Annotated in this window: 15 protein-coding genes; 10 read left to right on the top strand and 5 right to left on the bottom strand. The window is 59.2% G+C overall.

Annotated features, from left to right (window positions below; genetic code table 11):
* A complete protein-coding gene (locus tag EDC14_RS02535; protein WP_132012607.1) occupies positions 1 to 1,455 on the bottom strand; it encodes a type I restriction-modification system subunit M in 1,455 nt (484 codons plus the stop codon).
* Between the two features lie 218 nt (positions 1,456 to 1,673).
* Entirely contained in the window at positions 1,674 to 1,853 is a 180-nt protein-coding gene (locus EDC14_RS02540) for a type II toxin-antitoxin system antitoxin (RefSeq protein ID WP_132012608.1), read from the bottom strand.
* Between the two features lie 162 nt (positions 1,854 to 2,015).
* On the opposite strand from EDC14_RS02540, the gene EDC14_RS02545 reads away from it, so the two are divergent.
* Positions 2,016 to 2,333 (top strand): hypothetical protein, encoded by a 318-nt coding sequence (locus EDC14_RS02545; RefSeq protein ID WP_132012609.1) that lies wholly within the window; start codon positions 2,016 to 2,018, stop codon positions 2,331 to 2,333.
* Between the two features lie 20 nt (positions 2,334 to 2,353).
* The gene (locus EDC14_RS02550; RefSeq protein WP_132012610.1) at positions 2,354 to 2,584 is read left to right on the top strand and encodes an aspartyl-phosphate phosphatase Spo0E family protein; all 231 of its coding nucleotides are present in this window, start codon (positions 2,354 to 2,356) and stop codon (positions 2,582 to 2,584) included.
* Between the two features lie 545 nt (positions 2,585 to 3,129).
* Here EDC14_RS02550 and EDC14_RS02555 read toward each other — a convergent pair.
* From EDC14_RS02555 to EDC14_RS02565, 3 genes are all read right to left on the bottom strand, one after another.
* Complete coding sequence (locus EDC14_RS02555; RefSeq protein WP_132012611.1) at positions 3,130 to 4,086, bottom strand: ketopantoate reductase family protein; 957 nt, start codon at positions 4,084 to 4,086, stop codon at positions 3,130 to 3,132.
* Between the two features lie 61 nt (positions 4,087 to 4,147).
* Positions 4,148 to 5,383 carry a YecA family protein gene (locus EDC14_RS27490; protein ID WP_279388724.1) on the bottom strand — a complete coding sequence of 412 codons (1,236 nt, stop codon included), beginning with the start codon at positions 5,381 to 5,383 and terminating at the stop codon, positions 4,148 to 4,150.
* Between the two features lie 70 nt (positions 5,384 to 5,453).
* Positions 5,454 to 6,647 carry a DegT/DnrJ/EryC1/StrS family aminotransferase gene (locus EDC14_RS02565; RefSeq protein WP_132012612.1) on the bottom strand — a complete coding sequence of 398 codons (1,194 nt, stop codon included), beginning with the start codon at positions 6,645 to 6,647 and terminating at the stop codon, positions 5,454 to 5,456.
* Between the two features lie 326 nt (positions 6,648 to 6,973).
* On the opposite strand from EDC14_RS02565, the gene bla reads away from it, so the two are divergent.
* The 8 genes from bla to EDC14_RS02605 all read left to right on the top strand — a co-directional run bounded on the left by bla (position 6,974) and on the right by EDC14_RS02605 (position 16,015).
* Complete coding sequence (gene bla, locus EDC14_RS02570) at positions 6,974 to 7,696, top strand: subclass B1 metallo-beta-lactamase (RefSeq protein ID WP_165907740.1); 723 nt, start codon at positions 6,974 to 6,976, stop codon at positions 7,694 to 7,696.
* A 193-nt stretch (positions 7,697 to 7,889) separates the two neighbouring features.
* Positions 7,890 to 8,264, top strand: a complete 375-nt coding sequence (locus EDC14_RS02575; RefSeq protein ID WP_132012614.1) for a BlaI/MecI/CopY family transcriptional regulator — start codon at positions 7,890 to 7,892, stop codon at positions 8,262 to 8,264.
* A gap of 21 nt (positions 8,265 to 8,285) precedes the next feature.
* Entirely contained in the window at positions 8,286 to 10,061 is a 1,776-nt protein-coding gene (locus tag EDC14_RS02580; protein WP_132012615.1) for a BlaR1 family beta-lactam sensor/signal transducer, read from the top strand.
* A 295-nt stretch (positions 10,062 to 10,356) separates the two neighbouring features.
* Positions 10,357 to 11,910 carry an ABC transporter ATP-binding protein gene (locus EDC14_RS02585; RefSeq protein ID WP_132012616.1) on the top strand — a complete coding sequence of 518 codons (1,554 nt, stop codon included), beginning with the start codon at positions 10,357 to 10,359 and terminating at the stop codon, positions 11,908 to 11,910.
* A complete protein-coding gene (locus EDC14_RS02590; protein WP_132012617.1) occupies positions 11,907 to 13,010 on the top strand; it encodes an ABC transporter permease in 1,104 nt (367 codons plus the stop codon). Before EDC14_RS02585 ends, EDC14_RS02590 begins: the two co-directional genes overlap by 4 nt.
* Positions 13,011 to 13,928 (top strand): ABC transporter permease, encoded by a 918-nt coding sequence (locus tag EDC14_RS02595; RefSeq protein ID WP_132012618.1) that lies wholly within the window; start codon positions 13,011 to 13,013, stop codon positions 13,926 to 13,928.
* 122 nt (positions 13,929 to 14,050) lie between these two features.
* Positions 14,051 to 15,013: a BMP family protein gene (locus tag EDC14_RS02600; RefSeq protein ID WP_132012619.1), complete on the top strand. Its 963-nt coding sequence runs from the start codon at positions 14,051 to 14,053 to the stop codon at positions 15,011 to 15,013.
* 150 nt (positions 15,014 to 15,163) lie between these two features.
* On the top strand, positions 15,164 to 16,015 hold the full coding sequence (locus EDC14_RS02605) for an AraC family transcriptional regulator (protein WP_165907741.1): 852 nt from the start codon (positions 15,164 to 15,166) through the stop codon (positions 16,013 to 16,015).
* Positions 16,016 to 16,210 lie beyond the last annotated feature (195 nt).

The raw sequence follows: 16,210 nt of genomic DNA on the forward strand, positions 1-16,210 counted from the left end.
TTAAATAATAAGTTTTTCAAGTTCATCCAATTCCTGCTGTATCTCTCGTTCCATTTCTTTCAACCGCGCCAAAATCACCTGCGGCTTCTCATACGCCACTTCCTCATGTTCCAATTCCTTATACTTATTAATCGACAAATCATACCCATTAGATACAATTTCATCTTTCATAACAAAGAACGATTGCTCCGTCCGTTTCCGGTTTTCTTCAGCCTTCAAGTCCCGGAACCGGGCGACAATATCCGGTATATCGTTGTCTGCTATGTCATTCCGTTTATCATCCAACGAATAACCGTCGGCCTTCATGTCATAGAACCATACCTTGTCCGTTCCACCCGCGCCGGTCTTGGTAAAGATGATAATAGCCGTCGAGACCCCGGCATAGGGCTTGAAAACGCCGCTGGGCATGGAGATGATGGCTTCCAGTTTATGCTTTTCGACGATTTCTTTTCGAATCGCGACATGGGCGTTGGAGCTGCCGAAGAGGACACCATCCGGCACAATCGAAGCGCACCGGCCGCCAGTTTTCATGATCCGCAAAAAGAGCGCCAGGAAAAGCAGTTCGGTCTTTTTGGTTTTCGTAACCCGCAGCAAATCGGCGGAGACGGCTTCGTAATCAAGAGATCCCTTAAACGGGGGATTGGTCATAATCAGCGTATATTTGGAGGCGTCGGTGTTTACCTCCGACAAGGAATCCCGATATTCGATATTAGGGTTCTCGACACCGTGGAGCATCATATTCATCGCGCCAATCCGCAACATGGTCCGATCCATATCGAACCCACAGAACATCTCATTGTTAAAATGGTCTCGCAGGGATTTATCAAGAAATAAATCGGGATGATTATCGCGTAGGTATTCTCCGGCCGCCACCAGAAAACCCGCTGAACCAGCAGCAGGGTCACAGATGATATCCTCCGGTGAAGGTTTCATTAAATCCACCATCATTTTGATGATATGGCGGGGGGTTCTGAATTGCCCGTTGGTCCCCGATTGGGCAATCTTGGAGAGGAGGTATTCATAAAGGTCGCCCTTGGTATCGCGGTCTTCCAAGGGTAAATCGGATAATCCGGTAACGATCTTCTCCAGCATTTGAGAAGTCGGGATGATAAAAATGGCATCGGACATATATTTGGAATAGGCCGAATCCTTGTCGGCATGAAGGGCCTTGATAAAAGGAAAAACCCCATTGGAGACGATTTGGTACATTTTGTCAGCCGCTAAGTTTTTGAAAACACCCCAACGAAGTTCCTGGCGGTCTTCGGGAAAGATGGGTTTATGCTTAATTCCCAGCAAAGCAGCTTCTTTCCGACGGCGTTCCTCGATCTCATCCAAGCCGCGAATAAAGAGGAGATAGGTGATTTGTTCGATAACGGATAACGGATTCGTGACTCCGCCAGTCCAGAAAACTTCCCAGATACGGTCCACTTTGTTTTTGATTTCGCCGGTTATCATCGCTGCCTCCAAGATAAGTAAGTAATTTTGTTTTCTGGGAAAAGTCTTTAAATCCTGCTAGTTTTAAAAAGAATGCCACACTAACGTGGACTATTGGTTGAGCACAAATCGTCTCTAGTAGCTTCGGCGGTTTAAATGCAAGCTGGTGTAGCTCAATGGCAGCGCAGCGGTATCGTAAACCGCAGGTCAAAGGGACCAAATAGCGAAAAAGAAGGCCCTCAGCCTTCTTTTCTCGTTTCAATCATCCCATTTTCCTTCTCAAACGCCACAACGCACTGCTCAATCAAAAGCTCAATCTGTCCGTTCAAAGACCGCTTATTTTTATCCGCAATTACTTTTAGCTTATCATAAAGTTCGTCATCCACCCGAAGGGTGAAGACCCGCTTTTCCTTGCTCATCCTTTGATAAAACTCCCTTCGATGATGTCAGTATTATAGCATAATGACATCATCTTATATACTTTCATATTGACATCAAAATGATATCATAATATAATAAAAGTAATTTTGAAAATTTTGGCACACGATACGCTCTTATATTTCTATAAGGAGGACCTTCCCATGCCCCTCTTCCAACCGGATACCGCCAACGGCCCGGAGATCGCCGGGCTGGAGGAGTATCTGAAATATTTCATTCTGGAACGGGTGAGTGAGGTCGAGAGTAAATTGCTCGGGGACGACCCGGAGTACCGGCGGATCCGGGAGCAGTTCGATCGGTTCCTGCAAGACTTGGCTCAGCTCCTGCCGGAGCTGGGAAGCGGAACGATCCTGGAGGCGATCCGGGAAATGACTGGGCAGCTCGTCGCCGTCGGCGGGAGGCGCTTCTTTAGTCAGGGATTCCAGGACGGAGCGGGATTCATCAAGATGCTGGGGAAGTAAAATGGCTCGAACGGAGCTTGATGAGACACCGAAAAAGTACCATCCAACCAACAGCCTCAAACCCGATCGATATCCTAAAACAAGAGATCGCCGCCAGCCGCCGGATACTCCATGATCTCTGGAACGCCCACGGCGCCGGCGATCCCGCAGTCGTGGCCGCCAGTGTGGAGCTGGACTGTTTGATCAACCAGTACCACCGGCTGAAGGGGGAGCGGGCGGACCGGCCGGATTATCGAGAACTTTCAGAATAGTTCGGCACGCCGGGAATATCATTGAGATACCGGGATAACAAAGGTCAGCATTGCATGCTGGCTTTTTTGAAGTGAAAAGGGGGCTTTTTCTGCTTAGACCTATCCTCCGGCTCCTTCCCTGGCAGGGCAATGTCATCAAGCTATCGTGGAAAAATTTAGCTGACGAAATTGAACGCCAACCGGGCGATAAATCACCCGGCTACAAGGCGAAAGGACCTTGAAAGGCCCTAAAAAAAAAACAGGATAAAATATTTTGCTGAAAATTAGCCACGGAAGGGGCTGCGCGTACCGCCATCCCTGGCCGCTTGCCTTTAGCCGTCCTGACTCGGACTTCCATCTTGTAGCCGGGGCATTCATGCCCCGGTTGGCCCGCATATCGTCTACATCGTAGGCACCGTTGAAACCAAATTCCAAGATATGTAATCATCGCTTGATGACATTGCCTTGCCAGGGAAGGAGGGGAGGATAGGTCCCTTTTTCGACCAGTACCACCGGTTGAAGTATGATCCGGCGCCGGGAGCGGCGCTTCCGCCTGGGCCCGCCGGCTATTCGTAAAGTGACTCCGCCGCCTTGATCAGGCGGAAGAGCATCGCGTTGTAGGGCGTGGCGATGCCGTGCTCCGTGCCGAGCCGCACGATGACCCCGCTCAGGCTGTCGATCTCGGTGGGGATCCGCCGCTCGATGTCCTGCAGCGTGGAGGAGCGGTGCCGGTGGGTGAGAGGCAGGATCTGGCCATAAAACGCTTCCTTGTAAGCGGCGGCGTCCTCCCAGAAAGTACTGTAGCCGGCCGCCTGCATCACCGCGAAGATCTCCTCGATGACCCGGTCCATGATGAAGACCGCGTCGGCGCTGCGCGCCAGTCCGCCGTAGTCGGTGCGGAGCACGGCGCTCAGCGGATTGAGGGCGCAGTTGTAGAGCAGCTTCGCCCAGAGCGTCTTGCCGATGGTCGCGGAGATCTTGCAGGGCAGGCCGCCGCGTTCCACCGTTTCGGCCAGCGGCCCCAGCCGTTGCAGGGACCCTTCGAACAGGCTGCCGATGGTGATGGGCGAGGAAAAGACGGTGATCTCGCTGATGTGCGGCTCGGGCCGGCGGAAGCCGATGGCGAAGCTGGCGGTGTAAATCCGCTCCCGCTCCAGGCAAGCGAAGAAGTGCCGTTCGTTCTGGAAGCCGTTCTGGCAGAGGATCAGGCAGCCGCCGGCGGCCCAGAGATCCGGGCCGGCCGCGGTCAGCTGCGCCGCGATGGCGGGGTTGGCCGTGGTCTTGGCGCAGATCAGAATGGCATCGTAGCCGGTCCGGCCGGTGGCGGCCGGGCTGTCGTAGACATGGACCCTGGCGGCGGGGATGGTCACCTCGGGGAAGATGCCGCGGCGGGCGATTCCCTTCTCCGCAATACTCTCCCGGGTGGCGCCGCGGGCGATCAGATCGACCTCCGCGCCGGCGTCATAGAGGGCCGCGGCCACGGCCAGTCCCACCGCGCCGCAGCCGATTAACATGATCTTCATGAATCGTTGCTTCCTTTTAAAATATCGTTGGTAAGCGTAACAATCGACTTAAAGATTACTGTCAGCGGTTCAGACAGCACTTCTTATATTTCTTGCCGCTGCCGCAGGGACAAGGATCATTCCGGCCGATCTTCACGACACTGCGGGGCTGAATGGCTGCTATTGAATTGGAGCTGTCCAAAAAAGCTTCCTCTTCGGGCATCCATTGAAATAAACCATCTTCCAAATTGATCTGATCCAGCCGGAGCTGTTCTTTTTCAATCTCCCCGCGCCATTGCTCCAGCTCGGGGAGGTCGACGCCGAGAATGCGGCAGGCGGCATAAAGTTCTTCCTCCAAGCTTAACATTTGCCGGTCATAACCGCGCCGGATCTTCTCCCGGACCGGTTCAATGCCACGGACGGATAATTGACGGCACAATCCCGAAGCTAAAGCCGTGGCTATCATTTCGTCCGTTTCCTGCGGCAGAAGCGTCAAGAGGTACTCCTCGCAGAGGGGCGATTTGATATTCCTCAGGACGCTGCTGCCCCAAAGTTTAAAATTCCATTCTTCATTGGGAAAAGCCTCGCCGATGGCTCGCGCCGCCGTATCGGCTCCTGTTTTGATCAGCGCGTCGGACGCGGTTTCATTGAGCAGATCGGCATCGCGACGAATATGATCCGTCCAAACCGGTATCCCTTGCGGCATGCGGAGTTCTCCGGCCAGCATATTAAGATAGACCGCATCATAACCATAATCTTCATCCGGAGCGAGCGCTTTTAACCGGCGGAGCATCTCGGCGTGGGGAACATCCGGACGGCCGGCGAGCTCCAGTACCAAGAATTCGCCGTGAGAGGAATCGAATTCATTCCAGTACGCCTCGTCATTGACGTGGCAGAAATCCAGCAAGTCCTCCCATAATTGCAGGGTGGGGATGGTTTGGAGTTCCAACCGTTTTTCAACCATGGCCTGGGATTCTGAAGAGAGCATGGCCAGGCGCTTCCGGAGAACGTCCCGGTTTAACAGGGACGGCGGGCTGTAAACGAGGAGATGCTCATAAGCAAAGCGGAGCCGCGGCTCGGACTCCGGCAAACGGTTGAAAATCTCATTCAGGGTCGCTTCGGTCCGGGTGAATTTGTCAGCGTTGGTGAGCATATGGCGGACTTCCCCCATACCGGGATAACGGTTGCAACACTCTAAGACGTATGGCATGAGGTCGGGATCGCGGTTGAAACTGTCCTTGAAATAGCGGAGGATAAATTCGCGGACCACCCGTTCCTCATGCAATAATAATGGTTTCAATTTTTCCGGCGCGATCACGATGGGTCTTCCTTTCCTAATAAAGATTAACGATAATTTCCCTTGAATGAAGCCAAGCTGGCGGGTTGAATCAGGAAGCCATCCGCTTCAGCAGCCGCTCGACGTGATGGATCAGCCGGTCCGCCACGTATTCGGCGTCTTCGGTCGCGAGCGTCGAATAGAGCGGCAGGGTGATCTCATTGGCATATTGCTGATAGGCGTTGGGATAGTCGGCGATGGAGTATCCCAGGCCCTGATAAAAGCTGAACATCGGCAACGGGACGAAATGGACGTTGGTGGCGATGCCCTCCTCGGCCAGGAGCTGGATGAGCCGGTCCCGCTGCTCCTCGGAGAAACCGGTAATCCGCAAGGGATACAGGTGATAGCAGGTTTCGGTGCCGCCCGCGGCCCGGAAGGGGAGCTTCGCCCATTCCTTGGTCAGCAGGGTCTCGGAGTACAGCTCGAAGAGAGCCCGGCGTTTGGCGACCATCGCGTCGAACCGTTCCAGCTGGCCCAGGCCGATGGCGGCCATGATGTCGGTCATGTTGCACTTGTAGCCGTCGGTGACGATGTCGTATTTCCAGGCGCCGGCCTTCATCTTGGACATGGCGTCCTTGGTCTGGCCGTGCAGCGCGGTCACCTTCAGCTCCTGATAGAGGTCGGCCTTGCCCCGGAAATGGTTGTCCCGGAAGGTGATGGCCCCGCCTTCGGCGGTGGTCAGGTTCTTGACCGCGTGAAACGAGAAGACGTGGAAGTCGAACTGCCCGCCGACCTTGGCCCCCTGATAGCTGGCGCCGAAGGAGTGGGCGGAGTCGGACAACAGGATGATATCCTCCCGCCCCTTGGCCCGCACCACCGCCCGGACGGCGTCATAATCCATGGGCACCCCGCCGAAATCGACCGTGCTGATGAGCTTGGTCCGGGGGGTGATCGCCTCGTACAGCCGCTGCTCGTCCAGGAAGAAGCTGTCCTGCTTGACATCCACGAAGACGGGCCGGATGCCCCGGTGGGTCATGATGCTGGCGGTGGCGGTATAGGTGTAGGGCGTGGTAATGGCCTCATCACCCTCCCGGAGGCCGAAGACCTTCAGGAGCAGCTCCATCCCGGCGGTGGCGCTGGAGATGGCCACCGCCTGCTCCACGCCGCAGTAATCCTTGAGATTGGCTTCGAACCGGGCCACCATCGGCCCGGAAGTGATCCAGCCGGAGCGGAGCACCGCGATGACCTGCTCTATCTCCAACTCGCTGATGTCCGGCGGCGAAAACGGGATCGTCTTGGTTCGCATGACTTGTCCATCCTTTACCGTTCTGGCGACATATTTTGCTTCATTTTGAGAGACTTTTGATCTTATCTATTGTAACACTTTCCGCCCGCGGCGGGGTAAGATTTTTCCGAAAAACATCGCCGGAAATCGCAACCCGCCCGGATCATCCCGGCCTCCCGGAGCGGTTGTGGAAGGATCGTCTCCTGACAAACAATGATTACGAGCGTAATATTTAAATCGGATTACGAATGTAATTGATAATGTCTCATCGCCGGAGCAATCGCTCCTTGCGCGAAACGCTTGGGTTCCAACCGGCGCCGGGGCCAAAACGAAAAGGAGTCCCCCATATGAAACGAATCTTGCTGCTGGGAATGGCCTTACTCTGCCTGGCCCTCCCGGTCCGCGCCGGGGGGACAGACCGGACCATCGAGCTGGCCCCGGTTGCCGACCGGATCTGGATGCATACGACATACTTCCCGTATAACGGCCAGCCGACCCCCTCCAACGGCCTGCTGGTCGAGACCGGGGAGGGGCTGGTCCTGATCGATACGCCCTGGACCGACCCGCAGACCGAGGCGCTGCTGGAATTGGCGGCGGCCAAGTTTCATCAGCCGGTGTTGCTGGCGGTGATCACTCACGCCCATACCGACCGGATCGGAGGCATCGCCACTCTGCTGCAATGGCGCATCCGCACGGTCAGTACCGCGCTGACCGCGCAGTTGGCGGCGGAGGCGGGGTATCCGCGGCCGGAAGCGGCCATCACCGCCGTGACCCAGGTCCTGGAGGCCGGCGGCATGCCGCTGGAAGTCTATTATCCCGGCCCGGCCCATACCCGCGACAACATTACCGTGTATTTGCCCCGGGCGAAGGTGCTGTTCGGCGGGTGCATCGTCAAGAGCCTGGCCAGCCGGGACCTGGGCAATGTGGCCGACGGCGACGCCGCCCAATACCCGGAGACCCTCCGTAAGCTGATGCGCAAGTACCCCGAGGCGCGGGCGGTGGTCCCGGGCCACGGCGCCTGGGGCGGCCCGGAACTGCTCCGCCACACCCTGGCGCTGGCGGAGCGCTGACTCTTTTTCCCGCCGCCGGACGCTTGCCAGGAGGGGCGGGAAATGGCTATAATGGATCTGCCGCAGCGATGGCGCCAATCGTCCGCCTTTTTCACAGCCATGATTCAGGGCAGCGAAGTTCCTGCGGAATATGGATTTCAGCGATAGCGGGCCGGGAGCCGCCATCTCCCGGCCGGATAAAGGAGGGGGCATCATGCCGAATATTCCCCGGATATCCGAGGCCGAATGGGAAGTCATGAAAGTACTCTGGGAGAATTCGCCGCTGACCGCCAACCAGATCATCGAAAGCCTGGCCGGCAAGACGAGCTGGAAGCCGAAGACGGTGAAGACGCTCATCAGCCGGCTGCTCAAGAAGGACGCCATCGGCTTCGAGAAGGACGACCGGACCTATCATTATTCCCCCCGGGTTTCCAAGGAGGAATGCACCCGGGCCGAGAGCCGTTCCTTCCTGGACCGGGTCTATGGCGGCGAGCTCAATGCGCTGCTGGCCGGGTTCATCGGCGAGCAAAAGCTGTCCGAGGAAGAGATCGCCGAGCTCAAACGGATGCTCGACCGCTTATCGGACTGAGCGCGAAAGGATGTGCCCGGAATGTGGTTTCAGCCCTTTTGGTCCTGGCTATTGAATACCTCGCTGATGGGAGCGGTCCTGACCGGGGTCATCCTGTTGTTCCAGGCCGCGCTGGGCCGGCGGATGGATGCCCGCTGGCGTTACGGGCTGTGGTTGCTGCTGCTGATCCGGCTGCTGCTGCCGGCCGCCCCCGCCAGCCCCTGGAGCGTTTACCATCTGGTGGACCCCTGGCGGCACTGGTTCGCCCATTCGGCCACCGGGGCCGGGCCGGCGGCGCGTTTCGCGGCGGAGCGCCGGGGCATGTCGTTCCAGGGGCCGGGCGGGTTGAGCGATGCCGAGGTGGGAGTGCGCCGGGTGAATCATCAGCCCGTTCTGTTCCTGATCTGGCTGGCCGGAGCGGCCGGGTTCGGGGCCTATTGGGTCCGGCTGAACCTGCGGACCGCCCGCCGGCTGCGCGACCGGCGGCCGGTGACGGATGAGGCCGCCCGGCAACTGCTGGCCCGCTGCCGGGCCAGGATGGGCATCCGCGCTCCCATTGCGCTGCTGGAGACGGACCGCCTCCGGACCCCGGCGCTTTACGGGATCACCGCGCCGGCGCTGCTGCTCCCGGCCGGGCTTGCCGCCAGGATAACCCCCGGCCAACTGGAAGGGATCTTTCTGCATGAATTGGCTCACTATAAACGCCGCGACCCCCTGGTTCAGGGAATCGGCTGCCTGCTCCAGGCCATACACTGGTTCAACCCGGTGCTCGCCTACGCTTTTCACCGGATGCGCGCCGAGCGCGAAGCGGCCTGCGACGCGCTGGCCCTGTCGTACCTGGAGCCCCGGCAATACCGGGAGTATGGGGCGGCGCTCCTGTTCTTTCTGGAGAAACCGGCTCCTCCCGAGGCCTGCGGGACCGTGTCGCTCCTGGGAGAGCAGGCCGGCCTCAAACGGCGGATCGCCGGGATCGCCGGTTTCCGGCGGCGCGGCTTGGGTCAACGGCTCTATGGCGGGCTGCTGCTGGCGTTCATCGGCGCTCTGGCGCTGACCAACGCCAACGCCTTCGCGCCGCCGGTCCCGGAGCGACCCCGGCCGGAACGGGTGCGGCCCGTCGACTGGGCCGCCGACTTCCGGGGCTACCAGGGGTGCTTTGTCCTGTTGGACCGGGCGACGAACGAATATACGATCTATAACGAGGCGCAGGCCCGGGAACGGGTGTCGCCCGATTCGACCTTTAAGATCTGCGCCGCGTTGCTGGGACTGGAGCATGGGGCCATTATCGGCCGGGATACCGGTTTGAAATGGGACGGCACGATCTATCCCATTCCCGCCTGGAACCACGATCAGACGCTGGCTTCGGCCATGGCCGCCTCGGTGAACTGGTATTTCGAAACGCTCTGCCGGCGAGTGGGCCCCGTCAAGCTGCGCCGCGATCTGCGAGCGCTGGACTACGGCAATGCCGACGTTTCGGACGGCTCCGCCGCTTTCTGGCTGGAGTCGTCGCTGAAAATCTCGCCCCTGGAACAAGTGGCCTTCCTGCGGAAGCTGGCGGAGGGCGGCCTGCTTCTGGCGCAGCGGCACGCCGCGACGGTCCGGGAGGCCATTCCGGCCGTGGCGCGGCAAGGCGCGGTCCTGGCCGGCAAGACCGGCAGCGGCCTGGTCAACGGCAAGTATGTCCGGGGCTGGTTCGTGGGGTATCTTCAGTCCCGGGGCCGGCAGTATTGTTTTGCAACCTATCTTCAGGGGGACGGCGTCGACGGCAAGCGGGCCCGCGAGCTGACGTACCGGCTCCTGGCCCGGCAAAACCTCTGGTAGCGCGGGCGGTTCCCCCGGCACTGCGAGGAGGAGCGGCAATTGAGTTCTTACGTTGCCCCGGGAAATTCATATGTCCGAGGGAGATCAGGCAATGGAACCGGTCAGACAGTACGGAAAAAAACAGTCGTTTGCTACGGCTGTTTTTTTATTTGGGTGGCCCCGGCGGAGCGGACGGATGGGAGGCCGAGGGAATCCATGACGGTCCAATGGGGCATTTGTTGAGTAAAACTTGCTTAAGCTGGAGTTTTATGTTAAAATTTATGACATAAACATTACACGTTTCGGGGATGAGCGTATGGTTGAACAGGCCGTTCCCTTTGTGGCAATGAAGGGAATCACCAAGTATTTTACCAATGTCAAGGCGAACGACGGCGTCAGCATCGATGTCCGGCACGGTGAGATCCTGGCGATCCTGGGTGAGAACGGGGCCGGCAAAACGACGCTGATGAATATCCTGTACGGTCTCTATGCGCCAAGCGCCGGCCAGATCTTCATCGACGGCTCCGAGGTGGCCATCGCCTCGCCCAAAGACGCCATCGCCAAGGGCATCGGCATGGTGCATCAGCATTTTATGCTGGTGCCCAGCCATTCGATTGTGGAGAACATCATCCTGGGGATGGATGAGAACCGGGGCATCCTGCGCCTGAAGCAAGAGGCGGCCAAGATCGGCCGGCTGGCGGCGGAGCTCGGTTTCGAGATCGATCCGTACCGCAAGGTGAAGGAACTTCCCGTCGGCGTGCAGCAACGGGTGGAGATCCTGAAGGCGATCTACCGCGGCGCCCGCCTGCTGATTATGGATGAGCCGACGGCGGTGCTGACGCCCCAGGAGATTCAGGAACTCTTCAAACTGCTGCGCAACTTCATCCGGTCCGGCAACGCGGCAGTGCTGATCACCCATAAATTGAACGAGGTCATGAGCATCGCCGACCGGGTCACGGTGCTGCGGGACGGCCGTTTCATCCGCACCGTGGCCAAGGCCGAGACCCATGAGGCGGAACTGGCCCAAATGATGGTGGGCCGGGAGATTGCCCTAAAGGTCGAGAACCGGCGGGATGTGGGCGCCGCCCGGCCGGCTGAAGATCCGCCGTTGCTCCGGATGGAGCAGGTCACGGTCAGGGATGCCCATGGCCATCCCAGCCTCAACCGCTTGTCACTGGAGCTCCGGGCCGGAGAGATCATGGGGATCGCCGGAGTCAGCGGCAACGGCCAGGAAGAGCTGGCCGAGGTGCTGGCGGGATTGCGCCCGGTCAGCCAGGGCCGGATCGAATTGAACGGCCGCGCCATGTCGGCCGGCTCCGCCCAGACAATGATCCGGAACCGGATCGGCTTCATCCCGGCCGACCGCCAGAGCATGGGGCTGATCCTGAACCTGTCGATCCGCGAGAATCTGTTGCTCAAGAGCTATGACCGGCCGCCTTTCTTCCGCAACGGGCTGCTCCGGAAGGAGCGGACCGTGGCCAACGCCGAGCGGCTGATCGCCGCTTACAATATCAAGGCCCCGGATGGCGAGACGCTGGCCAGGAACCTCTCCGGCGGCCATCAGCAAAAGGTGGTCATCGCCCGGGAGCTGTCACTCGACCCGGAACTGGTCATTGCCTTCCAACCGACCCGCGGCCTGGACATCGGGGCCATCAACTACGTCCACCAACTGCTGCTCGAGGCGCGGGCCGCCGGCAAGGCCGTACTGCTGATCTCCACCGAACTGCCGGAGATCTTTACTCTCGCCGACCGGATCGGCGTGATTTACCAAGGCGCTATCTTGAAAACCCTGGCGATCGCCGCGGCGACCGTCGACGAAATAGGCTTATTAATGGCCGGCGTGGACCGGAGGGAGGAGGCGGCGCGATGACGGGGGACGCCATCAAACGACTTTTCGAGGCCCAACGGCGGCGCGGCGGAACGCTCTTTGACATCCTCTGCCCGGTCGCTTCGGTGCTGCTGGCTTTTCTTGCGGCCGGGCTGCTGCTGCTGTTGTTGAAGATCAATCCGTTGGAGGTTTACGGGCGGATGATCGCCGCCTGCTGGGGCGATCCCTACACCCTGGCCGAGATGCTGGTGAAGGCCACGCCGCTGTTGTTGACCGGGCTCTCCTTCGCTTTCGCCTTCAAGGCGGGCCTCTTCAACATCGGCGCCGACGGCCAATTCTACATGGGGGCTTTGGCAGCGGTCTTCGTCTCGTTGAAGCTGGCATTCCTCGGCCCCTGGCTGGTGCTGCCCCTGGCGTTCGCCGCCGCGGTGCTGCTGGGTGGATTATACAGCGGACTGGCCGGCTATCTGAAGGCCCGCTTTAACGCCAACGAGATCATTGTCACCATTATGATGAATTACGTCGCCTTTCAACTGGTCAACTTCGTGGTCAACGGCCCCTTGAAAGAACGGGCCGGAGCCTATCCGCAGACCGACCCGATCCCCGCCGGCGCGCAACTGCCGCTCCTGGTCCCCGGCACCCGGCTCCACATCGGCCTGATTCTGGCGCTGCTCGGCGCGGCTGTTTTCTACTTCCTGCTCAACCAGACCAGCATCGGCTTTCAGATCCGGGCGGTGGGCCTGAATCCGCGGGCGGCCGGCTACGCCGGGATGAATACGCGGCGGGTGGTCGTCAGCGCCATGGCCGTCAGCGGCCTTTTCGCCGGAGCGGCCGGCTTCATGGAGATCAACGGCGTGCAGCACATTCTGATCCAGGGTTTCGCGCCGGATGTCGGCACAGTGGGCACGGTCATCGCTTTGCTGGCCAACACCAATCCGGCCGGGATCGTAATCGGGTCGATCTTTTTCGGTTTTCTCCAGGTCGGCGCCAATATGATCGCCCAGACCTCCCAGGTGCCGCGGAACGCCATCGACATGATCCAGGGCTTTGTCGTGCTGTTCGTCCTGATCTCCTATTACATCCAATACCGGGTCAGTGCCCGCCGCAAGCTCAAACAGCTAACCAAGGGGGTAACGCCGTAAATGTTCCTGATCAACTTACTCGCCGCCGGAGTGAATCTGGCCGGTCCCCTGCTCATCGCCGCTTTGGGCGAATTGTACGCCGAGCGGACCGGAGTATTGAATATCGGAATGGAAGGGATGATGCTGGCCGGGGCCTGGGGCGGTTTTGTGACGACCTATTTCACCGGCGACCCTTGGCTGGGGCTGTTGGGAGCGATCCTCATCGGCATGCTCTTCGGCCTGTTAAACGGGGTGCTGGCCATCACCATGAAGGTCAACCAGGTGGTCAGCGGCATTGCCATCAATATTTTGCTCTCCGGGCTGACCATGTATTTATACCGGGTGATTTACGGAATTCCGCTCCTGCCGGTGACCGTCAATCCCTTTCAAAAGCTGGCCATTCCCTTCCTGAGCGAGATTCCGGTCCTGGGCAAGATCCTCTTCAACCATCACGTGATCGTCTATATCGCCTATCTCCTGGTGCCGCTGGCCTGGTTCATCCTGTACAAGACCTCCTTCGGGCTGGCGATCCGTTCCGCCGGCGAGAAACCGGCGGTGGTCGATACCGCCGGTCTGAGCGTCACCCGTCTCCGCTACAGCGGGATGATCATCGGCGGGGCCCTGGCCGGCTTGGCCGGATCCTACTATTCGCTGGCGCACCTGAATATCTTCGCCAACAATATCATCAGCGGCCGCGGCTTTATCGCCTTTGCCGCGGTGATCTTCGGCGGCTGGAACCCGCTGGGGATCCTGTGCGCGACGCTGATCTTCGGCATCGCCGACGCGCTCTCCACCCGCTTTTTAACTTCGGGCAACCAGTTCGTCCCGTATGAGTTTTTGTTGATGACGCCCTACATTATCACCATCGTGGCTACGTTGCTCTTTAGCCGGAAGTCGATTTCGCCCGCTTCGCTGGGTACGCCATATGAAAAAGAGTAGTCGGTGAGAAGGGGGCGATAGCGATAGCCGGCCCGGAGAACAGGGTGCGGCCTGACGGTCTTCCATCCCCGGCGGAGCGCCGCTCCGCAGCGAAGTTACTTCATTTTAGAGGAGGAATCATCATGAAAAGCAAGTTAGCAGTGGTCCTACTGGCGCTCTCCCTGATCTTCGCCATCAACGTCCAGGCGAAAGAGGCGGCCGCCCATAAGATCGTGCTGGTGCTGCCCGGCCCCATCAACGATCAAAGCTGGAACGCGACCAACTACAGCGGCCTGGTGGCCTGCAACAAACAGCTGGGAACCAAGATCGAGTACATCGAGAATGTACAGCAGTCGGATTTCGAATCGACCTTCCGCAATTACGGACAACGCAATTACGATCTGGTGATCGCCGCCGGCACTCAGTTTGACGATGCCGCGGTCAAGATCGCGCCGCTCTATCCGAAGACGCGCTATCTGATCATCAACGGCGCCAAAGGGATCGCTCCCAACCTGACCGGCGTCACCATCCGCGAGTGGGAGAGCGGCTACCTGGCGGGAATCCTGGCCGGTTTGTCCACCAAAACGGGGATCATCGGCGAGATGGGAGGCTTCCCCAATCCGATCATGGTCGAGACCCTGAACGCCATGGCCGCCGGAGCCAAGAGCGTCAATCCCAAGTTCAAGAAGGCGATCATCACCTACGCCAACTCCTGGTCCGATGTGAGCAAGGGCAAAGAGATCGGCCAGTCGATGGTGGAGAACGGCGCCGACGTCCTCTTCGCCTATGCCAACCAGGCCGGCCTGGGCACGCTGATGGCGGCCAAGGAAGCCAACGTCAAATTCATCGGCTTCGCCAGCGACCAGAATGATGCCGCCCCCAACCTGATCCCGGGCAGCGTCTTGTACAAGTACGACAAACTCTACCTCTTCGTGGTCGGCAGCTTCCTTAAAGGCCAGCTGAAGCCGGTAGTCAGCACCGTCGGCCTGAAGGAAGGCATCATCGATGTCGTCTATGCCAAGTCAGCCACCGCCCAGATGAAATCGGAAGTGGCCAAAGCCATGAAAGCGATCGAATCGGGCAAGCTCAATCTGGGTAAGAAGTAAGTCCGGGTCGGGTCCGATCAGCCAGGTTAGAGGAAGGAGCCGCGCGCGGCTCCTTCTTTGGCATGGGCCGCGTTTCTGGCGGCCGGTACCTCAGCAAAGGAAATTCAGAAGCCGATGCAGCCGGTGGCGCTCATCGGCCGGGAGCGTCCGATGAATTATTTTCAAATGGTCAATGAGGCCATCGCCCTGATCGAGGAGGAGCGGGGGCGGAATCTCAGCGTGGCCGAGATCGCGGAGCGGTACGACATTTCCCGGTTCTATTTCAGCCGGATCTTTAAGGCGCTGACCAAACAGAATGTCAAGGAGTACCTGGACGGGCGGAGGATGGCCGCGGCCGTGGCGCAGCTGGCCGCCACCAGGCGGCGGATCCTCGACATCGCCCTGGATTGCGGCTATGAGTCGCACGCGGTCTTCACCCGCAAGTTCAAGCAGTGCTTCGGCATCACCCCCGCCCAATTCCGGAAGTCCGGCGGGGAATTGCCCGTCTGCCCCCGGCTCGCAGTGGTGGAACGGCAATTCAAAAACCTCCACCGGCAGCTGATCGTCGACTTCGAACGGCAGAGCCTCGGCCCGCTCCGGCTGGTGGGCCAGTCCATCCGCTTCAACCCGGACCGGGAGGCGGATCTGCGGCGGGTGAAGGCTTTCTATGGGCGCTTTACCGCCGAGTACCTGATCGGGAAGGGGATTGACAGCGTCTACAATGTGACCGGGAGCGAGGCACGCCCTGGCGACCGGTTTGACTATTTCGCCGGATTTCCGCCGCCGGCCGGGGCGGTCCCGGACGGGCTCGTCCCGTTGACCTTACCCGCCTCCGATTACGCGGTGTTTCGCTACAAGAACAGCCTGGAGGGGATCCACCGTACCGTGGCGGGGGATGTCTGGACGGCGGTCCTGCTGTCCGGACTCACGTTGAACCGGATCGGCATCCATTTCTTCGAGCTCTACCAGCGGGGCTACGAACGGACCAAACAGTTCCTGCTCTATGTGCCGGTACGGCCTTAGGAGATTGTATGTGTCGTAACTGGGCAAAAGTAAGCAAAGGATAAAGCGACAACTGAAAGCCGATGGGGGCTATTCCTGCCCCCACACCATCGGCTTTTATCGCCTTCCTGGCGAAGCCGATTTTTTGGACTTCCATGTCCTGACCCCAGGACCAAAGGGTGTAGTGGGACACCTTTGGAATCCGCCCAGTTGGAA

It is taken from the genome of Hydrogenispora ethanolica (genome assembly GCF_004340685.1).
Lineage (GTDB): Bacteria > Bacillota > UBA4882 > UBA8346 > UBA8346 > Hydrogenispora > Hydrogenispora ethanolica.